At 51.6% G+C, this 25,826-nt stretch carries 24 protein-coding genes and 2 tRNA genes; 5 read left to right on the top strand and 21 right to left on the bottom strand.

Going from position 1 to position 25,826, the window contains the following annotated elements; translation table 11 throughout:
• Positions 1-29: 29 nt before the first annotated feature.
• From aceK to DFR42_RS23555, 5 genes are all read right to left on the bottom strand, one after another.
• Positions 30-1,811: a bifunctional isocitrate dehydrogenase kinase/phosphatase gene (gene aceK, locus DFR42_RS23575; RefSeq protein WP_110257512.1), complete on the bottom strand. Its 1,782-nt coding sequence runs from the start codon at positions 1,809-1,811 to the stop codon at positions 30-32.
• 19 nt (positions 1,812-1,830) lie between these two features.
• A complete protein-coding gene (locus tag DFR42_RS23570) occupies positions 1,831-2,772 on the bottom strand; it encodes a pyridoxal-phosphate dependent enzyme (protein WP_110257511.1) in 942 nt (313 codons plus the stop codon).
• A 25-nt stretch (positions 2,773-2,797) separates the two neighbouring features.
• Positions 2,798-3,982 carry an isovaleryl-CoA dehydrogenase gene (locus tag DFR42_RS23565; protein WP_110257510.1) on the bottom strand — a complete coding sequence of 395 codons (1,185 nt, stop codon included), beginning with the start codon at positions 3,980-3,982 and terminating at the stop codon, positions 2,798-2,800.
• A 111-nt stretch (positions 3,983-4,093) separates the two neighbouring features.
• Positions 4,094-4,564, bottom strand: coding sequence for a PaaI family thioesterase (locus DFR42_RS23560; RefSeq protein WP_110257509.1), 471 nt, complete (start codon positions 4,562-4,564; stop codon positions 4,094-4,096).
• Positions 4,565-4,745: 181 nt separating this feature from the next.
• On the bottom strand, positions 4,746-5,141 hold the full coding sequence (locus DFR42_RS23555) for a MerR family transcriptional regulator (RefSeq protein ID WP_110257508.1): 396 nt from the start codon (positions 5,139-5,141) through the stop codon (positions 4,746-4,748).
• Between the two features lie 168 nt (positions 5,142-5,309).
• Here DFR42_RS23555 and DFR42_RS23550 point away from each other — a divergent pair, with 168 nt between their 5' ends.
• On the top strand, positions 5,310-6,383 hold the full coding sequence (locus DFR42_RS23550) for an MBL fold metallo-hydrolase (protein ID WP_110257507.1): 1,074 nt from the start codon (positions 5,310-5,312) through the stop codon (positions 6,381-6,383).
• 57 nt (positions 6,384-6,440) lie between these two features.
• On the opposite strand, the gene DFR42_RS23545 is transcribed toward DFR42_RS23550, so the two are convergent.
• The 7 genes from DFR42_RS23545 to DFR42_RS23515 form a co-directional block, all read right to left on the bottom strand.
• Positions 6,441-6,911, bottom strand: coding sequence for a nuclear transport factor 2 family protein (locus tag DFR42_RS23545; RefSeq protein ID WP_170133654.1), 471 nt, complete (start codon positions 6,909-6,911; stop codon positions 6,441-6,443).
• 12 nt (positions 6,912-6,923) lie between these two features.
• The gene (locus DFR42_RS23540; RefSeq protein ID WP_211324402.1) at positions 6,924-7,268 is read right to left on the bottom strand and encodes a GFA family protein; all 345 of its coding nucleotides are present in this window, start codon (positions 7,266-7,268) and stop codon (positions 6,924-6,926) included.
• Between the two features lie 53 nt (positions 7,269-7,321).
• A complete protein-coding gene (locus DFR42_RS23535; protein ID WP_110257504.1) occupies positions 7,322-7,747 on the bottom strand; it encodes a VOC family protein in 426 nt (141 codons plus the stop codon).
• 105 nt (positions 7,748-7,852) lie between these two features.
• Positions 7,853-8,371, bottom strand: coding sequence for a hypothetical protein (locus DFR42_RS23530; protein ID WP_110257503.1), 519 nt, complete (start codon positions 8,369-8,371; stop codon positions 7,853-7,855).
• Positions 8,372-8,381: 10 nt separating this feature from the next.
• The gene (locus DFR42_RS23525; protein ID WP_110257502.1) at positions 8,382-9,188 is read right to left on the bottom strand and encodes a glutaminyl-peptide cyclotransferase; all 807 of its coding nucleotides are present in this window, start codon (positions 9,186-9,188) and stop codon (positions 8,382-8,384) included.
• Positions 9,189-9,244: 56 nt separating this feature from the next.
• Positions 9,245-10,123, bottom strand: a complete 879-nt coding sequence (locus DFR42_RS23520; protein WP_110257501.1) for a TolB-like translocation protein — start codon at positions 10,121-10,123, stop codon at positions 9,245-9,247.
• A gap of 231 nt (positions 10,124-10,354) precedes the next feature.
• The gene (locus tag DFR42_RS23515; RefSeq protein ID WP_110257500.1) at positions 10,355-11,227 is read right to left on the bottom strand and encodes a hypothetical protein; all 873 of its coding nucleotides are present in this window, start codon (positions 11,225-11,227) and stop codon (positions 10,355-10,357) included.
• Positions 11,228-11,533: 306 nt separating this feature from the next.
• Here DFR42_RS23515 and DFR42_RS23510 point away from each other — a divergent pair, with 306 nt between their 5' ends.
• The 3 genes from DFR42_RS23510 to DFR42_RS23500 all read left to right on the top strand — a co-directional run bounded on the left by DFR42_RS23510 (position 11,534) and on the right by DFR42_RS23500 (position 15,671).
• Positions 11,534-13,390, top strand: coding sequence for a glycoside hydrolase family 13 protein (locus DFR42_RS23510; protein WP_245937061.1), 1,857 nt, complete (start codon positions 11,534-11,536; stop codon positions 13,388-13,390).
• A gap of 186 nt (positions 13,391-13,576) precedes the next feature.
• Positions 13,577-14,719 carry an aspartate-semialdehyde dehydrogenase gene (locus tag DFR42_RS23505; protein ID WP_211324401.1) on the top strand — a complete coding sequence of 381 codons (1,143 nt, stop codon included), beginning with the start codon at positions 13,577-13,579 and terminating at the stop codon, positions 14,717-14,719.
• 58 nt (positions 14,720-14,777) lie between these two features.
• The gene (locus DFR42_RS23500; protein WP_245937060.1) at positions 14,778-15,671 is read left to right on the top strand and encodes a DMT family transporter; all 894 of its coding nucleotides are present in this window, start codon (positions 14,778-14,780) and stop codon (positions 15,669-15,671) included.
• Positions 15,672-15,762: 91 nt separating this feature from the next.
• On the opposite strand, the gene DFR42_RS23495 is transcribed toward DFR42_RS23500, so the two are convergent.
• The 7 genes from DFR42_RS23495 to DFR42_RS23465 form a co-directional block, all read right to left on the bottom strand.
• Complete coding sequence (locus tag DFR42_RS23495) at positions 15,763-18,165, bottom strand: TonB-dependent receptor plug domain-containing protein (RefSeq protein ID WP_110257498.1); 2,403 nt, start codon at positions 18,163-18,165, stop codon at positions 15,763-15,765.
• A 164-nt stretch (positions 18,166-18,329) separates the two neighbouring features.
• Positions 18,330-19,148 carry a helical backbone metal receptor gene (locus DFR42_RS23490; RefSeq protein ID WP_110257497.1) on the bottom strand — a complete coding sequence of 273 codons (819 nt, stop codon included), beginning with the start codon at positions 19,146-19,148 and terminating at the stop codon, positions 18,330-18,332.
• Positions 19,145-19,927: an SDR family oxidoreductase gene (locus DFR42_RS23485; protein WP_110257496.1), complete on the bottom strand. Its 783-nt coding sequence runs from the start codon at positions 19,925-19,927 to the stop codon at positions 19,145-19,147. The genes DFR42_RS23490 and DFR42_RS23485 overlap by 4 nt, the downstream gene beginning before the upstream one ends.
• Before the next feature lie 57 nt (positions 19,928-19,984).
• Positions 19,985-20,725, bottom strand: a complete 741-nt coding sequence (locus DFR42_RS23480) for a thiol:disulfide interchange protein DsbA/DsbL (protein ID WP_110257495.1) — start codon at positions 20,723-20,725, stop codon at positions 19,985-19,987.
• Between the two features lie 71 nt (positions 20,726-20,796).
• On the bottom strand, positions 20,797-21,432 hold the full coding sequence (locus DFR42_RS23475; RefSeq protein WP_110257494.1) for an SPOR domain-containing protein: 636 nt from the start codon (positions 21,430-21,432) through the stop codon (positions 20,797-20,799).
• A 61-nt stretch (positions 21,433-21,493) separates the two neighbouring features.
• Positions 21,494-23,206, bottom strand: coding sequence for an arginine--tRNA ligase (gene argS / locus DFR42_RS23470; RefSeq protein WP_110257493.1), 1,713 nt, complete (start codon positions 23,204-23,206; stop codon positions 21,494-21,496).
• A gap of 169 nt (positions 23,207-23,375) precedes the next feature.
• On the bottom strand, positions 23,376-23,906 hold the full coding sequence (locus tag DFR42_RS23465) for a DUF6622 family protein (RefSeq protein ID WP_110257492.1): 531 nt from the start codon (positions 23,904-23,906) through the stop codon (positions 23,376-23,378).
• A gap of 206 nt (positions 23,907-24,112) precedes the next feature.
• Between DFR42_RS23465 and DFR42_RS23460 the strand changes: the two genes are divergently transcribed.
• The gene (locus DFR42_RS23460) at positions 24,113-25,021 is read left to right on the top strand and encodes a recombination-associated protein RdgC (RefSeq protein WP_110257491.1); all 909 of its coding nucleotides are present in this window, start codon (positions 24,113-24,115) and stop codon (positions 25,019-25,021) included.
• A 337-nt stretch (positions 25,022-25,358) separates the two neighbouring features.
• Here DFR42_RS23460 and DFR42_RS23455 read toward each other — a convergent pair.
• Positions 25,359-25,435, bottom strand: a tRNA-Asp gene (locus tag DFR42_RS23455).
• A gap of 32 nt (positions 25,436-25,467) precedes the next feature.
• A tRNA-Val gene (locus DFR42_RS23450) sits at positions 25,468-25,543 on the bottom strand.
• Positions 25,544-25,826 lie beyond the last annotated feature (283 nt).

Raw genomic sequence — 25,826 nt, 5'->3', positions numbered from 1 at the left:
GGGAGGCATGTCAACAAACATGCGCAGCCTTAACTTGTTGTACTGGTCTGATTGCAAAAACGGATTTCCTGCGGATACGGAAACACATCATCCACCTTGCCATCGACTATGCGCTTCTTGCGGGCCTGCCAGTATTCGGCGGTCAGCAAGTCAGCGTGGTGCTTCATAAAATATTCTTTGACGTTTTTATTCCCCAGCAGGAAAGTGCCAAACTGTTCTGGGAAGACATCATTTTTTGCGATCGGATACCAGGGCTCGGCAGACATCTCGTCTTCTTCGTTGCGCGGCAAAGGTATCTTGCGGAAATTGCAGTCGGTGATGTATTCGATTTCATCATAGTCATAAAAGACGACACGGCCATGACGGGTGACACCAAAGTTTTTGTACAACATGTCACCAGGGAAGATGTTGGCTGCCACCAGGTCCTTGATGGCACTGCCATATTCTTTCAGGCCGTGTTCCATGCCTGCCATGTCACCGCGCTGCTCAGCTTCTGTGAGCCAGATATTCAGCGGCGTCATGCGACGTTCTATGTACAGGTGCTTGATGACGACTTCATCGTCATTCACTTCCAGTAATGAAGGTGCATATTGTTTGATCTCGGCCAGCAGTTCTTCAGAAAAACGTGAGCGCGGAAATGCCACATCCGAGTATTCCAGGGTATCTGCCATGCGGCCTACGCGGTCATGGTTTTTTACCAGCAGGTATTTTTCCTTGATCAGGGCCTTGGTGGTTTCCTTGGGTGGTGGGAAACTGTCCTTGATGAGTTTGAATACATACGGGAAAGACGGCAGCGCAAACACCAGCATCACCAGACCACGTATGCCAGGTGCGGCTTCTATGCGGTCGGATGAGTATTTGAGGTGATGCAAAAAATCGCGGTAAAACAAATTCTTGCCATGCTTTTGCAGGCCTATCATGGTGTAGATTTCACTGCGCGGTTTCTTGGGCAAGATGCTGCGTATGAATTGCACATAGGCCGATGGCACCTCCATGTCGACCATGAAATAGGCGCGCGTAAAAGAGAACAGCACTGTGATGAGCATGGTGTCAAAAATCACCGTGTCGAGTACCAGCTCACCCTTGCGCTTATGCATGACGGGAATGACAAAGGGATATTCCTTATTGCCATTGATACCCTTGCCTATGATGTAGGCTGACTTGTTACGGTAAAACAGGCTGGCCAATACCTGTATCTGGTGATTTGGCTCGAGCTTGGCGGGGCCGAAATTTTCACGCAGACGTGCTTCTACCAGAGCTACATCGCGGTCCAGGTCTTCAAATTTTGCATTCAACTGGAAGTTCGTGACGATGCGCTTGATGGTGAAGTTCAGGCTGTCCGTGGCCGGATAGTAGACGCGGTAACTCGGCGGCGTATCTTCACTTTCCAGATACTCGGTCGAGGTTGCTGGACGCACAAAGATAAAGTCATTGTGATAATAATTTCTGTGCAGGAGCTTGGTACAGACGGTATTGAAAAAAGTCTCGGCCAGCTCGGGGCGCAGGTGATCTATCAGCATACCCATGTAATGGAGTTTGACTTCGCGCCAGACTTCATCACTGAGATCTTCTTCTGCGTATTCATCTTCCAGTGCCTGCACACATTCACGCACGCGGGTGTCGTAATAACCTATGCGCTCACGTGCAGCAACTTGCGCGGCCTTCCAGTCACCTGTTTCAAACTGCTGCTTTGCCCTTTGACTGCTGGCCCTGAACAAACGGTAATGCTTGTCAAAGCCGTCGAGTATTGACCTGGCGATATCAAAGGCGATTTGCGAAGACAGCAATTTGGGGAAATAGGTGTGGGGCATGGTTGGCGCTCAGTCAGTCTCAGTCAGTGTTAACTGCGGGATGGAACTGGTTTTTCCAAGCCTGTAGTTTACCCAAATCCACGGCAATGCCACCACAAACTACGATCAGTGGTTTTTTATACTCAGCCAGTACTGGCAAATTCTGATAGGCAACTGCCAAAGCTGCACCGCAAGCTGGTTCCACCAGGGCCAGCATGTCGTCGGCAAAGTCCAGGCAAGCCTGCACGGCCTGGGCATCGCTGACTGTCACAGCATGCACGGTGCGCCTGCGTGTCCAGTCAAATGCCTGTTGCGCCACCTTGCGCGCACCCAGGGTGCTGGCGATGGAGGTGATCGCTGGCAAGGTCACCAGTTCACCTGCCTGCACTGGCGCATGCAGGGAAGCCGCGCCTTCGGTTTCTGAGGCGATGATGGGGATATGGCCCAGGCCATTACGTTCCAGCCCCAGCGCAATACCACTGAGCAAGCCACCGCCACCGACGGAGCAAATGACTACATCAAAATCGAGTTTGCCGGCCACTTCATCAATCAGTGTCGCATTGCCATCCCAGATGTCGGCATGGTCAAACGGCGGAATGTAGACGGTGCCTGGTTGCTCGCACAAACGCAAGGCGGCCTGATTGGTTTCATCCCAGACGCCACCTTCGACGATGACGGTGGCACCAATGGCACGTATGGCTGCACGCACGCTTTCATGCGTGGTTTGCGGCACCAGTATGGTGGTTTGCACATGCAATGCCACGCCCGCCACAGCAGCGGCAAAGCCTGCATTACCACCAGAGGGGCAGACAAAGTGTCTGGCCCCGTTGGCGGCAGCGCGCTGGCACATCAAGCCTATGCCGCGCAGCTTGAACGAGCCCGAAGGCTGGGTGTTTTCCATCTTCAGCCAGACTGATCTGGACAGGCTGGCTGAGAGACGCCTGTGTTCAAGCAGGGGCGTGGAAATATGCAGTTGAGTCATACTTGAGCAGTGTAGCGCAAATGGCTTATTTGGTTTCTGCAAACAATTCACGGCCTATCAACATGCGGCGTATCTCGCTGGTGCCGGCACCGATTTCATACAACTTGGCATCGCGCCACAGGCGACCTACCGGGTATTCATTGATGTAACCATTGCCGCCCAGGGTCTGGATGGCTTCGCCCGCCATCCATGTGGCTTTTTCTGCGGAATACAAAATCGCACCGGCAGCATCCTTGCGCAAGGCGCGCACTGCTTCGGGTGTGGTGGCACGGTCACAAGCCTGACCAACAGCATAGACATAGGCCTTGCAAGCCATCATGGTGGAATACATATCCGCCAGCTTGCCCTGCATCAATTGGAATTCACCAATAGGCTGGCCGAATTGCTTGCGGTCATGCACATAAGGAACCACTGCGTCCATACAGGCTTGCATGATGCCCAGCGGGCCGCCGGACAAGACGGTACGCTCAAAATCGAGGCCAGACATCAGGACATTAACGCCTTTACCCAGGCCACCGAGCACGTTTTCTGCCGGGACTTCGCAATCCTCGAATACCAGTTCACCTGTGTGGGAACCGCGCATGCCGAGTTTGTCGAGCTTTTGCGCAATGCTGAAGCCTTTAAAGCCTTTTTCTATCAAGAAGGCTGTCATGCCGCGTGGGCCAGCTTCCAGGTCGTTCTTGGCATATACAACCAAAGTGTCGGCGTCGGGACCATTGGTGATCCACATCTTGGTACCGTTCAAGACCCAGCGGTCCCCCTTCCAGTCGGCGCGCAGCTTCATGCTGACCACGTCGGAACCGGCATTTGGCTCGGACATGGCGAGTGCGCCTATATGTTCACCGCTGATGAGTTTTGGCAGGTATTTGGCTTTTTGTTCTTCTGTACCATTGCGCTTGATCTGGTTCACGCACAGGTTGGAGTGGGCACCGTAGGACAGGCCGACGGAGGCAGAAGCACGGGAAATTTCTTCCATGGCAATGATATGGGCCAGATAGCCCATGTTTGCGCCACCGTATTCTTCACTGACGGTCACACCCAGGATGCCGAGGTCACCCATTTTGCGCCACAAATCCATGGGGAACTGGTCGCTGCGGTCTATCTCGGCAGCGCGCGGGGCGATTTCTGCCTGGGCAAATTGTTGCACGGCTTCGCGCAAAGCGGCGATGTCTTCGCCGTGATCAAAAGTCAAACCTGGTAAATGGAGCATGTCGTCCTCACACTTTTATAAAATTAAAATTCGCTGGCTTATGTTGACTTATGATCAAGCTTGCCAACCATAGTACTGCTTACAATCACTGTTTAAAAAACAGTGGCTGGATTAAATCTTCGGTTCTGCCTTGGGTATCACGAACAAGGTCTGTTGCATGATGGCGCAAAGTTTTTCCTGGCCTTCATGCACGACAAATACTTCTGCGCTGGATACCACCAGGGTTTTGCCTGCCTTCAAGACCTTGCCACGGGCGATCAAGGTATCGCCCTTGCCGGGTGCAACGATATTGATCTTGTATTCTGCAGTTAAGCACTCACTCACCGGCATCAACTGAGTATTCGCTGCATAGCCACCTGCTGCATCAGCTATCGTGCCAATCACACCGCCATGGAAATAGCCATGCTGCTGGCTAACTGCATCACTGAAAGGCAGGCTGATTTCGCATGCGCCTGGGGTGATGCTGGTCAGACGGGCATTCCAGGCCATCAAAGCACCCTTGGCATTGAAGCTCTCCAGCAAACTCAGAGCCAGTTTGTGATCCAGTGTCGCTCTGCTTTGTTGTGTTGCCTGATTGCTCATAAAACCCCCAATAGCCAAGGAAAAACCATCTCAGGCAAAAATAATACGTCCAATTGACGTTTACGTAAACGTCAATTCAATCATTTAATGCTTTTCGACTGCAAGTCAGACATGGGCATTATCAAACTGTTCATCCAGGCCATGACATTCTTATTAATCTTATTAATTTTACTAGCAGGATTTATTTTTCTGCATGATCAAGTTGTTCCAGCAAACTACGGCTTTTTTCTTCATGCGCGCTGATTTCTGCCAGCATGATTTCTATATCTTCGCGCTGCTGCTCGAGTGCCGCCCTATGCCTTGCCAGTACCACCAGGAAGCTTTGCAACTGTACTTCGGTATCCTTGGGAGAGCGGTACATATCGACCAGGCTTTTGATATCCGACAGGCTCAGGCCCAGGCGTTTGCCGCGCAGGGTCAGCTTCAGATGGGTACGCTCCCGCGTTGTGTAGACACGGTTGCGGCCGCCCGGTCCTTCGCGTGTGGGGCTCAGCAAACCCTGATCTTCATAGAATCGTATCGCCCTCGGGGTAATATCAAATTCGCGGGCAAGTTCGGTAATGGTATAGGTGGCCATGGTCAATCTGGTGAAAAAACACAGAAACAGTTTTCTGATTACAATCTGCACTTGATGCAGTTGACGTTAACGTCAAATAGTTTTAAATCGCATTGTAGGCTATTCCAGTGTTTCTGGAGTCATCCATAATGAGAAAACATAGCCACCACAATAACAAAAGAGACAGCCATGAATTTACTAGAACAACAACTACACTATCCTTTTGGCGAAACCTTGCCCGACACCGGCAAGACCATGGAAATCGCCCCGGGTGTGCTGTGGATACGCATGGGCCTGCCCTTTGCCCTGAACCATATCAATCTGTGGCTGCTGGAAGATGAGCTCGAAACCAGCCAGGGCAAGGTGCATGGCTGGACGGTCGTCGATTGCGGCATCGCCAGCGACGCTACCCGCGATGCCTGGGAGATTTTGTTTGGCGACCTGAACAACCATTTGCGCGGCCTGCCCATCATCCGCGCCCTCGCCACCCACTGCCACCCCGACCACATAGGCCTGGCCGACTGGCTGTGCAGCCGCTGGAATGTGCAGCTGTGGATGACGGCAGGCGAATATGCCTTTGCCCGCATGATGTCGGCCAGTCTGCCGGGTGCGGATGGCACGGCCATGTTCCCGCACTTTCGCAAGCATGGCCTGGTCGATAGCGGCATGCAGGAGCAAATTCAAGAGAGAAAGACGCACTACACCAGACTGGTACCTACCGTGCCAACCGCCTACCACCGCATGCAAGAAGGGCTGGATGTCATCATCAACCAACGTCACTGGCAAGTCATCACCGGTTTTGGGCATTCGCCTGAACATGCTTCACTATATTGCGCAGAGCTGAATATCCTGATCTCTGGCGATATGCTGTTGCCGCGCATTTCTACCAATGTCTCAGTGTTTGCGATAGAGCCGGAAGCCAATCCCGTGCAGCAGTATATGGATTCACTGCAAAAATACCTGCCACTGCCAGAAGATGTGCTGATCCTGCCTTCGCATGGCAAACCCTTCAAGGGCTTGCATACCCGCGTGCAGCAATTGCAAGACCATCATGCCGAGCGACTGGAAGAAGTGAAGGTCGCCTGCGCCATTCCACAATCAGCGATGGATATTGTCCCCATCATGTTCCGCCGTCCGCTGGATTCTCACCAGCTGACTTTCGCCATAGGTGAAGCACTGGCTCATTTGCACAAGCTCTGGTATGACGGTGTCTTGCGCAGGGAAATGGGTGAGGATGGGGTGTTGCGCTTCGCTGTGAAATAAGCGTAAAGAAATATCGCCCCAACTCATATGCTCATATGCATGCCGGGGCGATATTTCTTACTGTTGCGGTATCTTACTGATCTGCACGCTGACTATCTGCCATTTGCCATCGCGCTGTGCATAGATATCGATATAGCGGTAATGTGATTTGAAAGGCTTGCCATCGTAGCGCCCCGTCATTTTGGTGCGGCCACTGAGCAAGGCAACATTATCGTACAGGCGTATTTCAAAATCCTCTACCTTGTAGGGATCAATTTCCAGCTTGTCTGATACCAGGCCATTGACAAAACTGGTCTTGGTTTCGATATCGCCATCGCCGTCTATCTGGCGAAAGTCTTCTGCCATATTGGCTTCTATCGCCGCCTTGTCTTTGCGAACGATGGCAGCATCCCAGTCATCGGACAATTTCGTCAGTTGCGCAACCAGAGCAGCGCGCTTTGGATCGGTGGAATCTGCATGTGCAGGCAATAAACCCAGACTGACAATGGCCAGCAATATACTGGCCGTGCCCAAATATTTTTTGAACATCTCCATCCTTTTTTATAAAGCCCGGCCATCATAGTGATGCACGGGTATCGCTGCCAGATCGATATCTTCCAGGCAGCGCAGGTTGATGGCAGCTACCTTGTTGCCTTTGGGGTCTACACCTTCTGCATAGGGATGCATGCCGCACGTGGGGCAAAATTTATGCTGTATCACATGCTTGTTGAAGATGTAGGTACTGGCAGCATCTTCAGGCGTCAGCAAGTGCAAATTCGTGAATGGCACAAACCACAGCAGCGAACCCTTGCGCTGGCAGATGGAACAATTACAGGCGAGTCCGCTGTCTATCTCACCCTCGACTTCAAATGCAATTTTGCCGCAATGGCAGCTGCCTTTATGCATGAACATTTACTCCTGAAATTGGTTGATGAATGCTTGATGAATTTGCCCTAAGCTTATTTATCCTGCCAGTATTCACCGGGCCGGTAATTACCGAAATACCAGAGATGGTCTTCAGGGTCGAGCACCATATAACCCCTGGCACCATAATCCTCGGTTTGCAGTGGCCGTACCAGTTTTGCACCAGCGGCAATGGCCCGCTCATGATGGGCATCCGGGTCCTCCACATAGACACTAAGTGCCTGCGAAATACCGGTCAAGGATTTGGGGCTGACATGATGCGTCTCTGCCTTGGGCGAGGCTACCATGATGACACCTGTACCCAGGCTCAGCTCTGAATGTTCTACCCGGTTGCCCTCACCAGGCACGACAAAACGGCAGGTAAAACCAAAGGCACGCACCAGCCAGTCTATAGCGGCAGGTGCGTCCTCATAAATCAGACTGGGATAAATATCGGAAGGGCTGCGGTAAGGCTCAGACATGACACTTTCCTTTCATGACAGGAAGACCGGGCTGGCAAGCTCTCTTTATATACAAAAAGGCAAGCAACTACAAGCCATGACAAAGCATTTCAGGCATCAAACTGATTATTTCTGCGTGTCTCTCTCGCGGCAACTGAGCATGGCGTAATCGGCTTTGGCTAATTTATGAGCAATACCAAATGTCTTCAGCCTGTCAAACACATCCGCATGCGGGGTGAAAGTGCAGGCATTTTTGTCGGCAAACTCTTGTACGGCCCGCGTATCATCATTGGTCTTCAACATCAGTCCCATGCCAGGACTGACACAACAGCCTACATACTTATCCATGTATTCTTCTTCCAGCAAAATCAATGTATGCCCCATGAAGCTGGCTGGTTTTTGCAAGAGATAAAAATCGATGTAGTCGGCACGCTGCTGCGGCTTTTTACTGATGATCGCGGCTTGCTGGTAAGCCCGTATCACAGGCCTGGATTCGGCCTGCCTGTCTTGCCCGTCCGGTTTGATTTTGAGAGCCAGGATGAGCTGGTTTTCCAGCCTGTTATCAGCCGCCAGACTATGCGCAGAGAGCGTGCTCAGCAACAAGCTCATCACAGCGCAAGCCAGGCAATACAGTATTTTATGCATGATGTGATATCTAACGCTTGATCAAACGGATTTCAAACAATTTTGGCCACAATTTACCGGTGACGAATAATCTGTCTTTGGCTGCATCATAGGCAATGCCATTGAGTACATCGGGCTGATTCAGGATGCGGTCACCCATGGGCAATATGCCTTTCAAATTAATCCAGCCCACCACCTTGCCGGTTTTGGGGTCTATGCGGGCGATCATGTCGGTTTGCCAGATGTTGGAAAAAATCTCGCCCTTCACCCATTCAAGTTCATTCAATTGATCTACCGGCTTGCCATCGGCAGTCACCTTGATGCGGCGGGTTTCGCGCAGGGTTTCAGGGTCAAGGAAACGCAGCTCGGCCGTGCCGTCGCTCATGATAATTTCCTTATCATTGCGCGCCAGACCCCAGCCTTCCCCCTTGTAGTTGAATTCTTTTTGAAAGGCAAAACTGTCAAGATCAAGCACATACCCTGCCTGTGTCGTCCAGGTGATGCCTATCAGGCGTTTGTCCCACCAGGTGATGCCTTCACCAAAAATTTGCCTTGGCAAATCGGTTTTTTGCAAGACTTCACCTGTTTCCAGCCTGAGCTTGCGTACTGAAGAACGACCCTGCAAACCCGTGCTCTCATATAGAAACCCATCCTTGAAAAACAGACCCTGGGTAAAAGCATTTGGATCATGCGGATAAGCATGCACCACTTCATAGGTATAGGTAGGAATCGCCGCCGCTGCTGCCATAGCACTGCTGGCTGGCAGAGCGCCCGCCAATACGATAAGCAAACCTGGAATCACGCTGGTATAGCGCTGTAGCCACTGCAATTTTTTCATGCAAATATCCTGTCCTGAGCAAGCGGCATCATACACCTGCCTGCAATCTTCCTGCCTCAGCGCCTGCTTCTGTACTGTTCGGCATCAAAGGGGAAAGAATAGATATTTTCTGTGAACCTGTCACCTTGTTTAACTTGTCGTGACAAATATATGCGGCCCTGATGTACCAGGGGGCAAAATTCTGCCGCGCTTGAATTGATGGGCTGGCCAAGATTAACCGCCTCGGTCCACTTGCCCTGCTCGCGGAAGCTGATATACAAATCGACATCGCCATATCCACCTGGCTTGGTAGAAAAATAAATCAGATAGCTTTCATCAGGTGCAATATAAGGATTCGACTCGCGTTCCTTGCTATTGACGGGTGACCCCAGATTTTCTGGTGTCTGGTAAGCCCCATTGATGAAACGGGATACATACAGATCAGATTGCTGGGCCGCTTCTTCATTCTCCTTCATGAAATAGATATTGCCATTCGCGGCTATCGAAGCTGATGACTCAGAGGCATCGGTATTGATGACATTGCCGAGGTGGTAAGCCTCGCCCCAGCCAGACTCAGTTTTGCTGCTCGCCCAGATATCAAAACCCTTGCGCTCTGGCTTGCCGGGCACAGGCCGGTTGGACTGAAAAATCAGGGTCTTGCCGTCAGGGCTGATGGCAGGATCAATATCCTTCCATTGCGTGTCCCTGGAAAAACTTGCCACTTGCGGCGTTTGCCAGACTCCATCGACCTTGCTTGAACTCATGATGCGCAAAGCCACCCGCCGCCCTTGCGATTGCACCCAAAATGCCTGTTGCCCATCCGGGGATAAGGCCAGACCAAAAACACCTCCATCAGAAATCAGACCGGGTTGAAACAAAGCGGGGTCTTGTTGCGCATGGGCTGTGGACGCCATCAGGCTGCAAGCAAACAGCAAGGCTATGGAAAATGATTTCACGGTGGCACTCCGGAATAGTGGAACGGACTAGCCATTTCGTCGTCGGCAACGACAAAACAGCTAGCAGCCCTTGAGACTGCCAGCCTGAAAAATAGTTCTGTCTGAATTATTAAGAATAAATTTAGCTGCGCCCCTGCAGATCCAGGAAAGGCTTGGGTAAAAGTTAGTTCACTAACTTGCGAAGGCAAGCCTGTCATTACTGACAGGCAGCGCTGGCTGGTCAATCCGTGACTAGCCCGGTGCCTTGTTCGGATCAGCGATATAGGCCTGAGTGTAAGGGTCAGATTGTGCGGCCAGGTTCACCCCTTTGACATTCGCAAATGCCGCATAGGGCGAGTTCAGTAAAGTCTGGCTGCGGATTGCTATATTTTTCTGGTTCCAGGCATTATTTTCGCTACTCAATTTTTCATAAGCGATTTCATAGTTTTTTAACTGCTCGCCGCGGTCGGCTGTTCCTGTTGCTACCGGGTATTTCAGTGAATGCACAGAGTCTGGCCTTGGGTCAGGATTGAACACCAAGTCTGCCGCCAGCAAATTCGGGCCAGCACCAGGATTTGTAGGCTCAGCAAAAGCAGAAGGATTTGCTGGGTCATACACCCTGTATGGCGGATGTGTCGTGTTGACCGGAGCAATGCTTGTCGCAGGCGCGGCAACAGGTGGGGTCGCTGCGGGCGTCTTTGCAGTGCTAGCCACAACTGGTGCTGTCGTGCTGGCACTGGCAACTGTATTGACACTTGCAGCTGCACTTGTAGTCGCGATACTGCTTGCCGTCGCTGCCGTACTTGTGGTGTTCGCGCTAACTACAGGCGCAATCACAGGGGCCGGTGCAGACTGTGGTGCCTGTAGCTGTTCACCCAGCGCAGCCCAGCTTGCTTGTATTTGCGAAACCAGATCGGTGGCATAACCATTGCCATTCAGCAGCGTGCTGCTTTTTTCTTTCAGACTGCTGACCAGCTCGGCCTTGGTTTCCGGCTTTATCGCTGCTTGCAGCGCCGTCTTGAACTTTTCTGCATTTTGCTCCACATCTGCCAGCCTGGATTTAAGCTTGCCTTGCAAGGCTTGCATGTCGCCAAAAATGCCATTTAAATTTGAAATATCCTGCATATATCCTCCCGGGATGCGAGTTGCCCCGTTTGTGCAACCCTTGCTTTCGCTGATACCGCTCAGCCTGATTTTGATAGCTTAGAAAATATCAAATACAGCGCCTGATTGAAGCTCAAAAAAGAGGCAATATCCAGCCCTAGTTCTGGCTTTGAAATAATGACCGACTCTAAGGCGTCAGCATGATTTGTAATAAAAATACGCGCACTAATTGAATAAAATATCCAAATTAGAGCAATTAATTTAGAATTAATAAATAAATGTAGTTAAAGTACATAATATAAATAGAATTATTATCAAGGAGATGCAGTGAAAATCACTGACTTTGTTGGTCTGTCCATCGGCTTGCTGGCCCTGCTACCGGTATATTCACAGGCACAGCCAGTCATGGAACATGTGGAGCCCGGCTTTTGGTGGGTGGGCATGAAGACAGACAAGCTGCAAATCATGTTGCATGGTAAGCAAATTGCCAGCTACACCCCGCGCATCAACTACCCTGGTGTGCGAATCAAGGCGATACATAAGCTCAGCAATCCCAATTACCTGTTCCTGGATTTGCAGATTGCCCCTGCAAGCCGCCCTGGCAAATTCGATATCAGGATGCAGCAGGGCAGCCAGCAATTTGCCATCCCCTATGAACTCAAGGCACGTGAAAAGGGCGCTGCAGAGCGGCGTGGCTTTGGTCCTGCAGATGTGATCCTCAATCTCATGCCTGACCGTTTTGCCAACGGCGACACCAGCAATGACCGCCTGCCCGGCTTTGCTGACAAACTGGACCGCAATGACGCCAGTGCTGGCCGCCATGGTGGTGACCTCAAGGGCATACGCGACCACCTCGACTATATCGCTGGCATGGGTTACACCATGCTCTGGCCTACCCCGATAGTGGAGAATAATCAGCAGACTTATTCTTATCATGGCTATGCCGCCACCGATTATTACAAGGTCGATGCCCGCCTGGGTAGCAACGAAGAATATCGCCAACTGATAGCCGAAGCCAAAAAGCAGGGCATAGGCGTGATCCAGGATATCGTGCTGAATCATATTGGCGATGGCCACTGGTGGATGAAGGATTTACCGAGTAAAGACTGGCTCAGCTACAACGGTGAATTTGTACCGACCTATCATGCGCGCACAACGGCCAGTGACCCGTATGCATCGGCCATCGATAAAAAGAATTTCACCCAGGGCTGGTTTGAAGTGCACATGCCAGACATGAACCAGCGCAACCCGCTGGTGGCGAATTACCAGATACAAAATACCATCTGGTGGATAGAATATGCCGGGCTGGCTGGCATACGGGCGGACACGTATGGCTATTCCGACCCAGGTTTTCTAAGCGAATGGTCGCGCCGCGTCATGCAGGAATATCCACAACTGACACTGGTAGGTGAAGAATGGTCAGACAATCCCAACCTGGTAGCGCATTGGTTGCGCGGGCACAAGAATGCCAACGGCTATATATCGCACATGCCCAGCATGATGGACTACCCCTTGCATGACACTTTGCGTAAGGCTCTGGTAGCGCCAGAAAACCTGCATTCCGGTTTTGCTACTCTGTATGAAGCCCTCGTTAATGACCAACTCTACCCCAAGCCATCAGCTATGGTGCTGTTTGAGGGCAATCATGATGTCAGCCGTCTGTACAGCGCACTTGATGAAGACCTGGATTTGTTCAAGATGGCGATCACCTATGTCGCCACCATGCCGCGTACACCTCAGTTTTATTATGGGACGGAGATTTTGATGACCAGCACCAAGCACAGGGATGATGGCGCTTTTCGAAAAGACTTTCCCGGTGGCTGGGCGGGTGATGCAGTAAATGCCTTTACCGGTGCTGGCCTGAATGCAAAGCAACTGGAAGCCCAGGCCTTTGTCAAAAAACTACTGAGCTGGCGCAAGACCCAGAGCAGCATCCACAACGGCAAACTCATGCACTTCGCGCCGCAGGATGGCATCTATGTCTATTTCCGCTATGACCAGAAGCGCAAAATCATGGTGGTGATGAACAAGAATACGACTGCGACTGAACTGGCAACGGCGCGCTTTGCTGAGGTTTTGCCTGCAAGCGCAAAAGCCAAAGATGTGTTCAGTGGACAGGAATTTGAACTGGCGCAGAAAATCAAAGTGCCTGCTCGCGGTGTCCTGCTGCTTGAAATCATGTAGGCTTGATCACTGTTATCAAGTCTGTTACCATCAATTCATGAAAAGCCACTTTGCCTCCACGCTGAGCATTAAGACCACCATTATCGCAATGGTGGGTTAGCGCTTTTTCATTTTTTCGCAACCCGCCTACGAGGCGGGTGCATATAGCTTGATGCCTGTCTCCTGGTCACTTTTAAGGAGATTTACATGGCATCAGATTCTCATCATCAAAATCATCAAGATCTAAACCCTTCAGTAGCTAATCCAGCGCGACCTACACGCTCGGCCCTTTCGTTGGAGCGTTACCCGCATGGCATGCATGTAGGCGTAGTCGGCGCAACTGGCCTGGTCGGTGAATTCATGCTCAAGCTGCTGGAAGAACGCAACTTCTCGGTCCGCTCATTGCGCTTGTTTGCGTCTGCGCGTTCTGCCGGAAAATCACTCAACTGGAAAGGAAGCCAGATCCTTGTTGAAGATGCAGCGACGGCTGATTATTCTGGCCTGGACGTGGTATTTTTCTCGGCAGGTGGAGACACCTCATTGCAACTGGCACCCGTAGTCGCGGCTGCGGGTGCGCTGGTCATCGACAATTCCTCGGCATGGCGCATGGACCCTGCGGTGCCGCTGGTGGTGGCAGAAGTCAATCCATATGATCTGGCAAATATCCCCAAGGGCATCATTGCAAACCCCAACTGCACCACCATGGCGGCCATGCCTGTACTGAAACCCCTGCATGATAAAGCTGTGCTGCGGCGTTTGATCGTCAGCACGTATCAGGCAGTGTCGGGTGGCGGTGTTGCAGGTGTGGAAGAGCTGGCAAGCCAGATGCAAAAAGCAGGTGATGACTGCACCAGACTGGTTAATGATGGTGAGGGCATAGACTTTCCCGCACCGAAGAAATGGCAGGTGCCGATTGCCTACAATGTCGTGCCCTACAACTACAAGGTCGTCGAAGATGGTTATACCGAAGAAGAGATCAAGCTGCGTAATGAAAGCCGCAAGATACTTGGTATTCCGGATTTGAGCGTCTCCTGCACCTGTGTGCGCGTACCTGTATTTACCGGACATTCACTGTCCATCAATGCTGAATTTGAGCAGAGTATCACTGCAGAGGCCGCACTTGATTTACTGCATAGTGCTGCTGGTGTCGTCGTTACCGAAGTGCCCAATCCCTTGATGGCGACTGGCCGCGACCCTGTATTTGTTGGCCGGGTGCGCCCTGACCCCACGGTAGCGCATGGTCTGGCAATGTTCGTCAGTGGCGACAATCTGCGCAAGGGCGCTGCCCTGAATGCGATACAAATAGCCGAAGTGATCTATCAGCAAGGTTTGCGCAACATACACAGGTAAAAACGGCGGGCCTGATTTTGGTGTAGGCTAACTGGTTTTTTGCATAGCCTACTCCATCGTGAATAAAGCCCCTGTCTCCACCTATCTGAAACTTGTCTGTGTCGCCCTGTTCTGGGGTGGCACCTTCATTGCCGGGCGTCTGGTCGCCAAAGAGATACCGCATATGATTGCGGCCTTTATCCGCTTTGCGGTGGCCTGTGCTTTATTGTTCTTGCTGGCCTGGCGTCTTGAAGGCGGCTTGCCCAAGCTCAGCAAGCCGCAAATGCATGCGACATTTGCACTCGGTGCAACCGGCATCTTTTTATATAACCTGTGCTTTTTTGCTGCACTGGAAAACATGCCAGCCGGGCGCACTGCCCTGTTTGTGGCCTTGAACCCCATAGTCACTGCGCTGGCACTGGCCCTGCTATTTGGTGAGAGGCTGAGCGCGGTACGCTGGCTGGGCATCATGGTGGCTTTTGCCGGTGCCACGGTGGTCATCACCCGCGGCGATTTGATGGGGGCGGTGCATGATTTATCGAAATCGCTGGGCAAGGGCGAGCTGTTCATGCTGACGGCGATCTGTGGCTGGGCTGCCTATACCATCATAGGCAGACATGCCCTGAAGGGATTGTCACCGATTGCAGCCACCACTTACGCTTCACTCTGGGGCTTGCTCTTGCTGGGCCTGGGTGCGGTACTGGAACTGCCGCGCTTTGAACCAGCCCGCATGAGCTGGCAAGTGCTGGCTTCACTCGTCTATCTGGGTGCGTTTGGCACAGTCATAGGTTTTGTCTGGTATTACGAAGGCGTGAAAAGCATAGGCCCATCACGCACGGCGGTATTCAACAATCTGGTACCGGTATTTGGTATCAGCCTGGGTGCGCTGATTTTAGGGGAACCCATTTTGCCATCCATGATAGTCGGTGGTTTGCTGGTCATTGCCGGAGTGACCTTGACCAACAAAACCTGATACATATTACCCTGATAAAAAAACCGGCCTGGCATTTGCATGCAGGCCGGTTTTTTTGATGGGCAAGATTACACCCAGGCTGGGAACTGGATCAGAACTTTTTCCAGAGTTTCAGGAAGTAAGATGCGCCACCCAGGCCAAACTGTACGCTGTCATAGTAGAAACCATTATCGGTTTCATTCGGATCCTGACGAGTCGGCTTGACGTTGAATATATTATTGCCACCTACAGTCAGCTTGGTGGTGTCATTGAAGGCATAAGTCAAAGCCACGTCAGCCGAAGTCTTTGGTTCATAACGGGCATTTGGCACCCCAGACGCGGTGCCTGAGAATGTACCCAGGGTTTGTGAACCGTAGTGGATGACCTTGAATTCACTGGCCCATGGACCTTGCTCATAGTTGAATGCCAGAGTGGCTTTCATTCTTGGGCCACCTTGCTCGATGAACAGGCGTTCACGTTCAGACAACAGCACATCTTCATAGCCTTTCAAAGATGGTGGAGCCTGTACCTTGGTGACTTCGGTCTTGCTGTAGTTAAAGCCCAGATAAGTCGACAATTTGCCTGAACCCAGATTGGTTTTGTGGGACGCCGTCAAATCCAGGCCCTGGGTCTTGGTGTTGATGGAATTCACAAAAAACTGTGCCTGGCCTACACCCAGCGCTTGCAGGGTAGTGCCCAGAGCCGGGTAATTGTCAGCATCAAAACGGCCGGACAAGACGATGCGATCGGCGATATCGATGCGATACAAGTCGGCTGTCACGGCAACTGCATTACTTGGTTTGAACGTCAGACCGAGCGTGTAATTTTTCGAAGTTTCATCCTTGAGCTTGGGGATGCCCGCTGCATTGGCCACTGCGCCACCATTCGGTGCCAGCACAACGTCCATAGGCACACCGCTGATGAAGTCAGTGAACGTGGAAGAGAAATACACTTGTTGCAGCGATGGTGCACGGAAACCTGTACTGACCGAGCCACGCAGCAAGACTTCATCTGCTACCTTGTAGCTACCAGCGATTTTGCCAGTCAGGGTAGAACCAAAGTCGCTATAACGCTCACCACGAATGGCCGTTTGCAGCTTGAAGAGCTTGGTCACGTCGGTTTCTACATCGACATAGGCGGCGATACTGTTTCTGTTTTTGTCGGTACGGTCACCAGGCTGGAAGCCGGGGAAACCCTGACTACCGGCATTGCCACCAAAACCCAGGCCATCGACGTCATTGTAAGAACCTGGCTCACCGGCGTTGATCTTGTAGTTTTCACGACGGTATTCTGCACCGAATGCGAAGTTGACGCCGTTCATGAAGCCATCAAAGAAGCGGCTGAAATCCAGGTTGGTCGTCGCTTGTGAGAAAGAGAAACCACCAGCATTGAAACTGCTGGGGCTGATGCCCTTGCCACCGGCCAGCAAGTCCTTGTTGGCAATCGAGGCATTGATGGTATTGCTGATGTTGTACTTCAGTTCATTAAAACCATAAGTCTGCGACAGGTCGGCACGCCATTCGCCGATGTCCCATTTATAGCCTACCGTGCCATAGATATCATTGATATCACCATTGATGTAAGGCACGAAACCATTCGGATACATGGCGGCAGAATTGCGGGAAGGAATATCGTCAGAACCTATGCCACCGCGTGCCCAGGCAGCAGAGGATGCCTTGCGTTGTTGCGTGCCCAAAGTGAAATACAGTTTGTCATTGCCGCCGTTACCTACTTCACCATTCAGGTAAACGGTAGGGCCAGTAACCTTGGTGTCACCAATGGTGCGTGGGTTGCCTGGATCAGCGCGGTTGGAGCGGCCACGGTCAGTGTATTCAACGGTGATACCCAGCACGCCTTTTTCGCCCAGGGCGATGCCGCAATAAGCGGATGGCAGATAGTTTTTACCGTCACCTACAGAATACTGGCTGTAACCAAAGCTGGCTTCGCAACCCAGGCTTTTCTTGAGGGTGATGTCCATGACACCGGCAATCGCATCTGAGCCATACTGGGCGGCGGCACCATCACGCAAGACTTGCACATTGCTGATGGCCATGACGGGGATGGCATTCAGGTCAGTACCGGTATTGCCGCGGTTACGGGCACCAAACAGGTTGACCAGCGATACTGTATGGCGACGCTTGCCATTCACCAGCACCAGGGTCTGGTCTGAACCCAGGCCACGCAAGGCGGCAGAATCCACCAGATCAGCACCGTCAGCACCGGTCTGGCGAGTGGAGTTGAAGGAAGGCGAGATATTGGCCAGAGTCTGGGCCAGGTCAAACTGACCACCCTGCTCTGCAGCCTTGGAGACGGAAATAAAATCGACAGGCAAAGGCGTATTGGTAGCACTGGTGTTGGCGCGGCGAGAGCCAACGATGGTCATGGTTTGCATGGCCGGTTCAGGGGCTTTTTCTGCGGCGGGAGCTGTTTGCGCATTCACTACGGCGGGATTGAAAACAGTTGCTGCACTTGCACCATACAGGGCAAGTAAAATCGCTTTGCGCATCTTACTCATAACAAACTTCTCCAAGAATATATAGAAAACCTTAACTGGTATGCCCAGAAGTATGGTTGTCCAGATATTAGAGTGTCAATTATTGTGCTATGCAGTGTGGCATTTTTGTGTAATTTGTATAGACGTATTTCGAATTTGGGATTGTTATGCCGAATTGCATAACCTTATTGCGCAGACAGTTGCTTTAAATATTGCAGACCAGCAATCGCCCTGCTGCCATACCAGGACAACATTTCACCATCCACCAGTTGCACAGGCAAGCCTAGCTGCTTTTCCAGTGCATCCACATGGGTTTCAGTAAAACGGTAGGGCTCGGTCGATAACAGCACACGGTCTATGGGATGCTGGATGGCGCTGCTCCACTGGAAGCCGGGGTAACGCAAGATGCTATTGGATGGTGACCAGGTTTGCCAGCCTATCAGTGCCAGCATGGCGGCAATATAGGTGTCGCGACTGACCGTCATCCAGGGGTCTTGCCAGATGCAGTAGACGACCTGCTGGGTATGGGCTGGTGAAGAGGCCATGGCAGGGCTCAAGGCGGCGTAGGCAGCTTCGAACTGGCTACACAGTTCCTGCGCCCTTTCCTGCACGCCAAATATCCCGCCCAGCAATTGATACAAGTCCAGATTATCGCGCGGAACCAGCGGATGGGTGACGATCACATGAGGGACGAATTGCGCCAGGGTCTCTACCGTCGGCTTTTCATTTTCATCAATGTTAACAATCAGATGGGTAGGTGCCAGCTGGCGGATTTTCTCTATATTCACATCCTTGGTACCACCTATCTTGGGAATAGCCTGCACTACTGATTTGGGATGTATGCAAAAACCGGTACGCCCGACCAGATAGCGTGCCAGGCCCAGCTCACACAGCAATTCTGTAATCGAGGGCACCAGACTGACGATGCGTGGCTCATCCTTGGCTGCACAGGGCTGATGCTGCTTGCCCAGCGCATCTACCAGCGAGTCTACCAACATGCTCATGCCTGGTCTGCGGCACGCGGTTTGCGGCGTGCCCTGGCAAATACGGCGTCATATAGCCCATTAGGCAAGATGCGCAGTAATTTAGCGACCACACCCATTTGCCAGGGAATGACGCGGTAAGAGCTACCCGCATCTATCGTTCTTAAGGCCAAGCTACAGAATGGCTGGACCGGCATCAGGAAGGGCATGGGATAGGGATTATCTTTGGTCATGGGGGTATCGATGTAACCCGGAGCAATAGTCACCACGCGTATGCCACTGTCACGTAATTCCACCCTCAGGGATTCACAATAACTGATCACCGCTGCCTTGGATGCACAGTAAGCACCTGCACCTGGCAAGCCTCTGATACCGGCGACGCTGCCTATGCCGACCAGGCGGCAATCGGTCTTGTGCGCATAGGTTTTCATGGCATTGATGAAAGGCGAAAAGGTCGCTACCGTGGCGATCAGATTGGTTTGCAATACGCTGTCAAACACCTTGATGTCACCGGCATATTCACTGAGCGTGCCAACCGAGATACCGGCATTGGCAATCACGATATTGACCTGCCCCACGGCCTGCATGAAATCATTGGCGGCCTGCGCCAAAGCAGCGTGGTCAGTGACATTGACGGCATAGATATGGTGCTGGCCAGGATTGGGCAAGCTTTGCCGCAATTCTTCCAGCACTTCCAGACGGCGGGCCAGCAGGCCCAGGGTAGCACCTTGTTCAGCGTAGGCCCTGGCAAGGGCAGCGCCTATGCCTGAAGATGCGCCAGTGATAAAAACAGTTTTCATGATGTCCAATGAAAAAAGTCCGCCGGTGTGGCGGACTTGCTGCAATAAGAAATGCGCTTATTTCTTTTTGACCGGTGCATTGGCTGAAGCTGCAGGTGTCGCCGGAGCTGTTGCAGCCGGTGCATTTCTGCCCTGCTGCACCTTGGCGACTATATAGTCCAGTACCTCTATTGCTGCACGATTTTGTGACTCTTCCGTCACGCGTGTCATGGTCGCTGCCGCCATCACAGGAGATGTCACATAACGGCCATCAATGGCAATCGAAGGTACGCCATCAATCTGATAGGCATTTGCCAACTGGGTAGCGCGGCTCAATTTGCTATTGATGGAAAAGGAGTTATAGACATCGGCAAATTTTTGCTTGTCCAGGCCAGACTTGCTGACAAATTCCATGACATCGGCATCAGTTTGCAGGCGATTGCGATTGACGTGAAAAGCCTGGAAGGCTTTCATGTGGTACTCGTCAGCCTTCCCCATGGCTTCCATACTGAAATAGAGTTTTTGCTGCGGGATCAACTCATGAAAATTGACGTGGATGCGTTTGAAGGAAATATTATCACCCTGTTTTTTAACCCACTCAGCCAGCAAAGGCTCAAGCGCATAGCAATGCGGGCAAAAATAACCAAAGAATTCTATGACTTCAATTTTCTTGCCGCCTTCGACAGGCTGCGGGCGTTTCAGCACCTGATATTCAACACCTGCCTGTGGCGCGGCAGGAGAGGCACTGACTGCACCAGCCACCAGAGACAAACCAGCCAGCATGAACATGCGACGTTTGATTTGACTGAAAAATTGCATCACTATTCCTTTACACGATTACTGAAATTACCGGGCCACTACCTTGCCACTACCAGACCATCGCCAGACGATTACTTGACAGTACGTACAACAGCGACATCCACACTATTCTCTGACAATCTGGAGCGGGTACGGTTCATTGCTTCCAGTTGAGAATATGGGCCCAGGCGCACATGGTACATGGTGCCTGAGTCAGAGGTTTTTTCCAGAACACGTGCTTCAAAACCTATCAGTGCCAATTTGGCACGGCTGTTTTCTGCTGCTGCCTGTTCCTTAAACGCGCCAACCTGCAAAAAGTAAATATATTTTTCTTCGCCATTGTCATGCTTGGCAGCTTCTGCTGCTTTCTCGGCTTTTTCAGCAGCTTTTTCTGCTGCTGTTTTTTCTGGAGGTTTGGCTTCTACCGGTTTTGGAGGAGGCGGCGCAACAGTTTCTGCAGGCTTGCTGGCAACTAATTCCTTATTGGCTTCCTTGACCGCATCCTTATTGCCATACAGAGGCTTGTTTGGATCTTGTAATTGCGTCAGAGGAATGTCAGCCTTGTCCGATTTGCCATTTTTATTGGTAAATGGTGTCGATGTCTTGGTAATAACCATCGCCACCCCAACGGCGATAGCCAGACCTACTACCAGGCCAATAATGATGCCAGTCAGGGTACTGCCGCGCTGGCTATGCTGTTGTTTTGGGGCGTTCTGTTGAGCTTTCATGCGTCTCCGACGAGTTTTGTGAGCTTGTTTTCAGCTGGTTTCTTGACTTGAATCTGCTGGCTTACATCTTGTTAGGTGCGGATACACCCAGCAATGCCAGGCCATTACGCAATACCTGACGGGTTGCCAGCATCAATGCCAGTCTCGCCAGTTTGGTCGCTTCATCATCAACCAAAACCCGCTCAGCATTGTAATAGCTATGCAATTCACCTGCCAGATCGCGCAGGTAGAATGCCACCTGATGCGGTCCCAGTTCATCCAGGGCTTTTTCCAGCGCTTCTGGATATTCTGCCAGCTTGGCCAGCAAACTGGCTTCGCGTGGTGCTACCAATGGAGACAGGTCTACATTGGCCAGTGGTGCAAAAGCGGCTTCGTCTGTCGCATATTGCGCCAGTACCGAGCAGATACGTGCATGGGCATACTGTACGTAATACACCGGGTTTTCATCTGAACGTGCCAGGGCAACGTCGACGTCAAACACGAATTCAGTATCTGCCTTACGGGAAATCAGGAAGAAACGCACGGCATCGCGGCCCCGCAGTTCATCGCCGCCAGCCGACCATTCGATCAGATCGCGCACAGTCACATAAGAACCAGCACGTTTGGAAATCTTGACCTCGGCACCGTCTTTCATGACGGTAACCATTTTGTGCAGGATGTAGTCAGGATAGCCTTGCGGTATGCCTACATTCAAAGCCTGCAGGCCGCCACGCACACGGGCAATGGTGCCATGATGGTCACTACCCTGGATATTGATGGCCTTGCGATAACCACGCTCCCATTTGGTGACATGGTAAGCCACGTCGGGTACGAAGTAAGTGTAAGTACCATCCGACTTTTTCATGACGCGGTCTTTGTCGTCGCCATAGTCGGTAGTACGCAGCCACAGGGCACCATCTTGCTCATAAGTCTTGCCAGCAGCATTCAGGGCAGCCACGGTCGTCTCTACCTTGTTGTCTTTGTAGAGCGAAGATTCGAGATAGTAATTATCGAATTTGACACCAAAAGCCAGCAAGTCTGCATCCTGCTCACGGCGCAGGTAAGTCACGCTGAAATGGCGTATGGATTCAATATCATCGGCATCGCCACTGGCAGTCACTGGCGCGCAGTCACCGGCAGAGACTGTCTTCTTCGCCAAAAAGTCTTGTGCGATATCGGCAATGTAATCGCCGTTATAGGCAGACTCTGGCCAGCCAGCATCACCAGGCGCAAAGCCTTTGGCGCGCGCCTGTACTGACAAAGCCAGGTTATTGATCTGTACACCAGCATCGTTATAGTAAAACTCGCGGCTGACGGCATAACCTTGTGCATCCAGCAAGGCCGACAAGGCATCGCCCAGCGCACCCTGGCGGCCATGGCCTACATGCAGGGGGCCGGTAGGGTTGGCAGAAACAAATTCCACCACCACTTTTTCGCCATTACCGCGCTGGCTTTTGCCGAATTCAGCGCCCTTTTGCAAAACAGTAGTAACCACGGCCTGTTTGGCAGCGGTAGCAAGACGGATATTGATAAAACCAGGACCAGCGATTTCCACACTGGCAACCAGCGGACTATTTTGGGCTTCGACTGCTGCCACGATAGCCTGCGCCAGTTCACGCGGATTCTTGCGCAGCGGTTTGGCAATCTGCATGGCGATATTGCAGGCAGCGTCGCCATGGGAAGGGTCACGTGGACGTTCCAGCGCTATGACGGGCTTAAGCTCGGAACCGACCAGCAGGGGTTCAACCGCGTTCTGGAATAATTTCAATAATTCTTGTTTTTGTTCAGCTAGCATGGCACAGAATTTTTATTGTATTTTGACAATAAATAAAATAAGGACAGGGGACATTATACTGTCTACCCTGTCCTCTGTCTGAGATGCTGCAAGCTAATCGTGCATCTTCTTGTTACCAATTACTACCCATCCACTACCCATCCTCTTCCTTTAGCCAGTCCGTCGTGTTTTATACGGCAGCAGAGCTGGTAAATACCGGGCCAGAAGACATTGCCAGTTTATGCATGACCAGGACACGCAGCATTTTACCCAGGAACAAACCGTTAAACAGACCGAACAAGGCAGTACTGATCAAGGCAAATTGCATATTTGTGTGCAGGGCCGGATTGACATGCAAGGCAACATTCACGATGTATTTCATGATGAAGATAGCCATCATCATGACCAGCGGACCCCAGCTGCCGCGGTAGAACACGGTGCCCTTGTCTGCCAGGATACGGACATTCTTGTCGCTGACCATACTCCAGGATACTGCTGCACCTGCTGCCATCGTTGCAATCCAGGCAGCAATGACCAAAGGTTCAGTACCAAAGCCTGCCACAATACCGTGCGCAGACAAGCCCAGCATGACCAGAGGGATGATGACGACGGACCTGAGCGCCAATTCGCGGTCTACGCTGGCTTTGAAACCACGAAACGCCAGAAAGCCCAGAATTGCCCATACATAGATTGGTGTGTTGCTGATAATTTGGCTAAACATGATGATCTCCTTGAGTGCTGTTAGTGCTGCTAGTGTCGTTTCGCTTGGTTTGTTCTGCTGCGATGGAAGAAGTATTGCAAAGTCCATCGAACCTGTATGCCGGAAAGCGACGAAGCGTTAGTTCTTGCCGCGAAAGAGGTATTTTTGGTCGTGAGTGGCCCAGCGCAGACGTGTAGAATGCTAGGTTTTCTTCGTCTGGATACGCTATGTGGTTCAAGAATCTACAAGTTTTTCGTCTGACAACTCCCTGGAAGATCACTGCCGAGGAGTTGCATGCCCAATTGTCACGCATTGCATTTTCACAATGTGCCTCGAATGAGATGCAAAGCCAGGGCTGGGCATCACCACGCAATAATGACCAGCTAGTACATAGCGTGAATCAGCAATTCCTGATTTCGCTGGCAACAGAAAAGAAATTGCTGCCTTCCAGCGTCATTAACCAGGTCACCAAGGCCCGTGCACTGGAAATAGAAGAAGAACAAGGTTTCGCACCTGGCCGCAAAGCCATGAAAGACCTGAAAGAGCGCATCACCGAGGAATTGCTGCCACGCGCCTTTGCCGTCAAGCGCAATACCAATGTCTGGATAGACCCAGTGAACCGCTGGCTGGTCATTGATGCCTCCAGCCCTTCCAAGGCCGATGAAGTCATCAAGCTCTTGCTGAAGTGCTGCGACAAGTTGCCACTGGAAGGCCTGCGCACCAAAACTTCCCCACAAGCCGCCATGACAGGCTGGCTGGCAGGTAACGAAGCCCCCAAGGGCTTTACCATAGACCAGGATACTGAACTCAAGTCTTCGACTGAAGATAAGGCTACCGTGCGCTATGTGCGTTACACCCTGGAGCCGGACGATATCCAGAAGCATATTACTGCCGGCAAACAATGTACCAAGCTGGCCCTGACCTGGGATGACAAGGTCAGCTTTGTCCTGACCGATACCCTGACGATCAAGCGCATAAAGCCGCTGGATGTGCTCGATGAAAGCAAGGATAAGGGCAGTAATGAAGAAGAACGCTTTGATGCTGACTTTGTGCTCATGACTGCCGAGCTGGCCAGTTTGCTCAGCGACGTGGTGTTTGCTTTAGATGGTGAGATGGACAGCGCCCAGGCTGCGTGATGTACTGATGCTTCTTGCCCAATAAAACCCCCGCTTAAGTAATTAGGCGGGGGTTTTGTTTTGCGGCTGAAGACCTCGCAACACAGAAATACAGAAGAATGAAAGGCTGCTTGCAAACAGCCTTCGCTACGCAGGCAAACGGTATACCGTTCGAAATGCCAGCTACACCACAGAGTGATGCTGAGAGATCAGTCTGTATGCCTGGTTGCAGGATTTAATATGGGAGATCACGAGCGGAAATTAAAAATGTAGAGGAGCAGAGGAATTGCAGCGCTTGAAGTGCAGGAAAATGCGGACGAAAAAAAAGACAAGCATCGCTTGTCTTTTTTCTTGAAACTGGCGGAGCGGACGGGGCTCGAACCCGCGACCCCCGGCGTGACAGGCCGGTATTCTAACCAACTGAACTACCACTCCGAAACTACTTAACCGTTCTTGCTGTTTATCTGTGGTGGGTGCTGAGAGGCTCGAACTCCCGACCTACGCCTTGTAAGGGCGCCGCTCTACCAACTGAGCTAAGCACCCATATTCTTGCTTAGTCAGATAAACTTGATGTGTGTCACCACATCAACAGAAGCAAAATTATACTGCATAATCTAACTTCTTGTCTAGTCTTTTCTCCAGCTAATTTCACTAAGATCTGTGAAACCACTTACAAAATCGACTATTCTCACTTAAAGCAAAACCCCCACACAATTGCTTGGGTGGGGGTCTGCGGAATAAAAGCCTGACGATAACCTACTTTCACACTGGTTGCAGCACTATCATTGGCGCGTAATCGTTTCACGGTCCTGTTCGGGATGGGAAG

It is taken from the genome of Undibacterium pigrum (assembly GCF_003201815.1).
Lineage (GTDB): Bacteria > Pseudomonadota > Gammaproteobacteria > Burkholderiales > Burkholderiaceae_D > Undibacterium > Undibacterium pigrum.
The sequence above is the reverse complement of the archived record's forward strand: the minus strand, read 5'-3'. Positions and strand labels throughout refer to the sequence as shown.

Bases quoted from the DNA above. Each gene is read 5' to 3' on its own strand.
- aceK (WP_110257512.1), bottom strand. From the start codon at position 1,811: ATGCCCCACACCTATTTCCCCAAATTGCTGTCTTCGCAAATCGCCTTT.
- DFR42_RS23570 (WP_110257511.1), bottom strand. From the start codon at position 2,772: ATGACTCAACTGCATATTTCCACGCCCCTGCTTGAACACAGGCGTCTC.
- DFR42_RS23565 (WP_110257510.1), bottom strand. From the start codon at position 3,982: ATGCTCCATTTACCAGGTTTGACTTTTGATCACGGCGAAGACATCGCC.
- DFR42_RS23560 (WP_110257509.1), bottom strand. From the start codon at position 4,564: ATGAGCAATCAGGCAACACAACAAAGCAGAGCGACACTGGATCACAAA.
- DFR42_RS23555 (WP_110257508.1), bottom strand. From the start codon at position 5,141: ATGGCCACCTATACCATTACCGAACTTGCCCGCGAATTTGATATTACC.
- DFR42_RS23550 (WP_110257507.1), top strand. From the start codon at position 5,310: ATGAATTTACTAGAACAACAACTACACTATCCTTTTGGCGAAACCTTG.
- DFR42_RS23545 (WP_170133654.1), bottom strand. From the start codon at position 6,911: ATGTTCAAAAAATATTTGGGCACGGCCAGTATATTGCTGGCCATTGTC.
- DFR42_RS23540 (WP_211324402.1), bottom strand. From the start codon at position 7,268: ATGCATAAAGGCAGCTGCCATTGCGGCAAAATTGCATTTGAAGTCGAG.
- DFR42_RS23535 (WP_110257504.1), bottom strand. From the start codon at position 7,747: ATGTCTGAGCCTTACCGCAGCCCTTCCGATATTTATCCCAGTCTGATT.
- DFR42_RS23530 (WP_110257503.1), bottom strand. From the start codon at position 8,371: ATGCATAAAATACTGTATTGCCTGGCTTGCGCTGTGATGAGCTTGTTG.
- DFR42_RS23525 (WP_110257502.1), bottom strand. From the start codon at position 9,188: ATGAAAAAATTGCAGTGGCTACAGCGCTATACCAGCGTGATTCCAGGT.
- DFR42_RS23515 (WP_110257500.1), bottom strand. From the start codon at position 11,227: ATGCAGGATATTTCAAATTTAAATGGCATTTTTGGCGACATGCAAGCC.
- DFR42_RS23505 (WP_211324401.1), top strand. From the start codon at position 13,577: ATGGCATCAGATTCTCATCATCAAAATCATCAAGATCTAAACCCTTCA.
- DFR42_RS23495 (WP_110257498.1), bottom strand. From the start codon at position 18,165: ATGAGTAAGATGCGCAAAGCGATTTTACTTGCCCTGTATGGTGCAAGT.
- DFR42_RS23490 (WP_110257497.1), bottom strand. From the start codon at position 19,148: ATGAGCATGTTGGTAGACTCGCTGGTAGATGCGCTGGGCAAGCAGCAT.
- DFR42_RS23485 (WP_110257496.1), bottom strand. From the start codon at position 19,927: ATGAAAACTGTTTTTATCACTGGCGCATCTTCAGGCATAGGCGCTGCC.
- DFR42_RS23480 (WP_110257495.1), bottom strand. From the start codon at position 20,725: ATGCAATTTTTCAGTCAAATCAAACGTCGCATGTTCATGCTGGCTGGT.
- DFR42_RS23475 (WP_110257494.1), bottom strand. From the start codon at position 21,432: ATGAAAGCTCAACAGAACGCCCCAAAACAACAGCATAGCCAGCGCGGC.
- argS (WP_110257493.1), bottom strand. From the start codon at position 23,206: ATGCTAGCTGAACAAAAACAAGAATTATTGAAATTATTCCAGAACGCG.
- DFR42_RS23465 (WP_110257492.1), bottom strand. From the start codon at position 23,906: ATGTTTAGCCAAATTATCAGCAACACACCAATCTATGTATGGGCAATT.
- DFR42_RS23460 (WP_110257491.1), top strand. From the start codon at position 24,113: ATGTGGTTCAAGAATCTACAAGTTTTTCGTCTGACAACTCCCTGGAAG.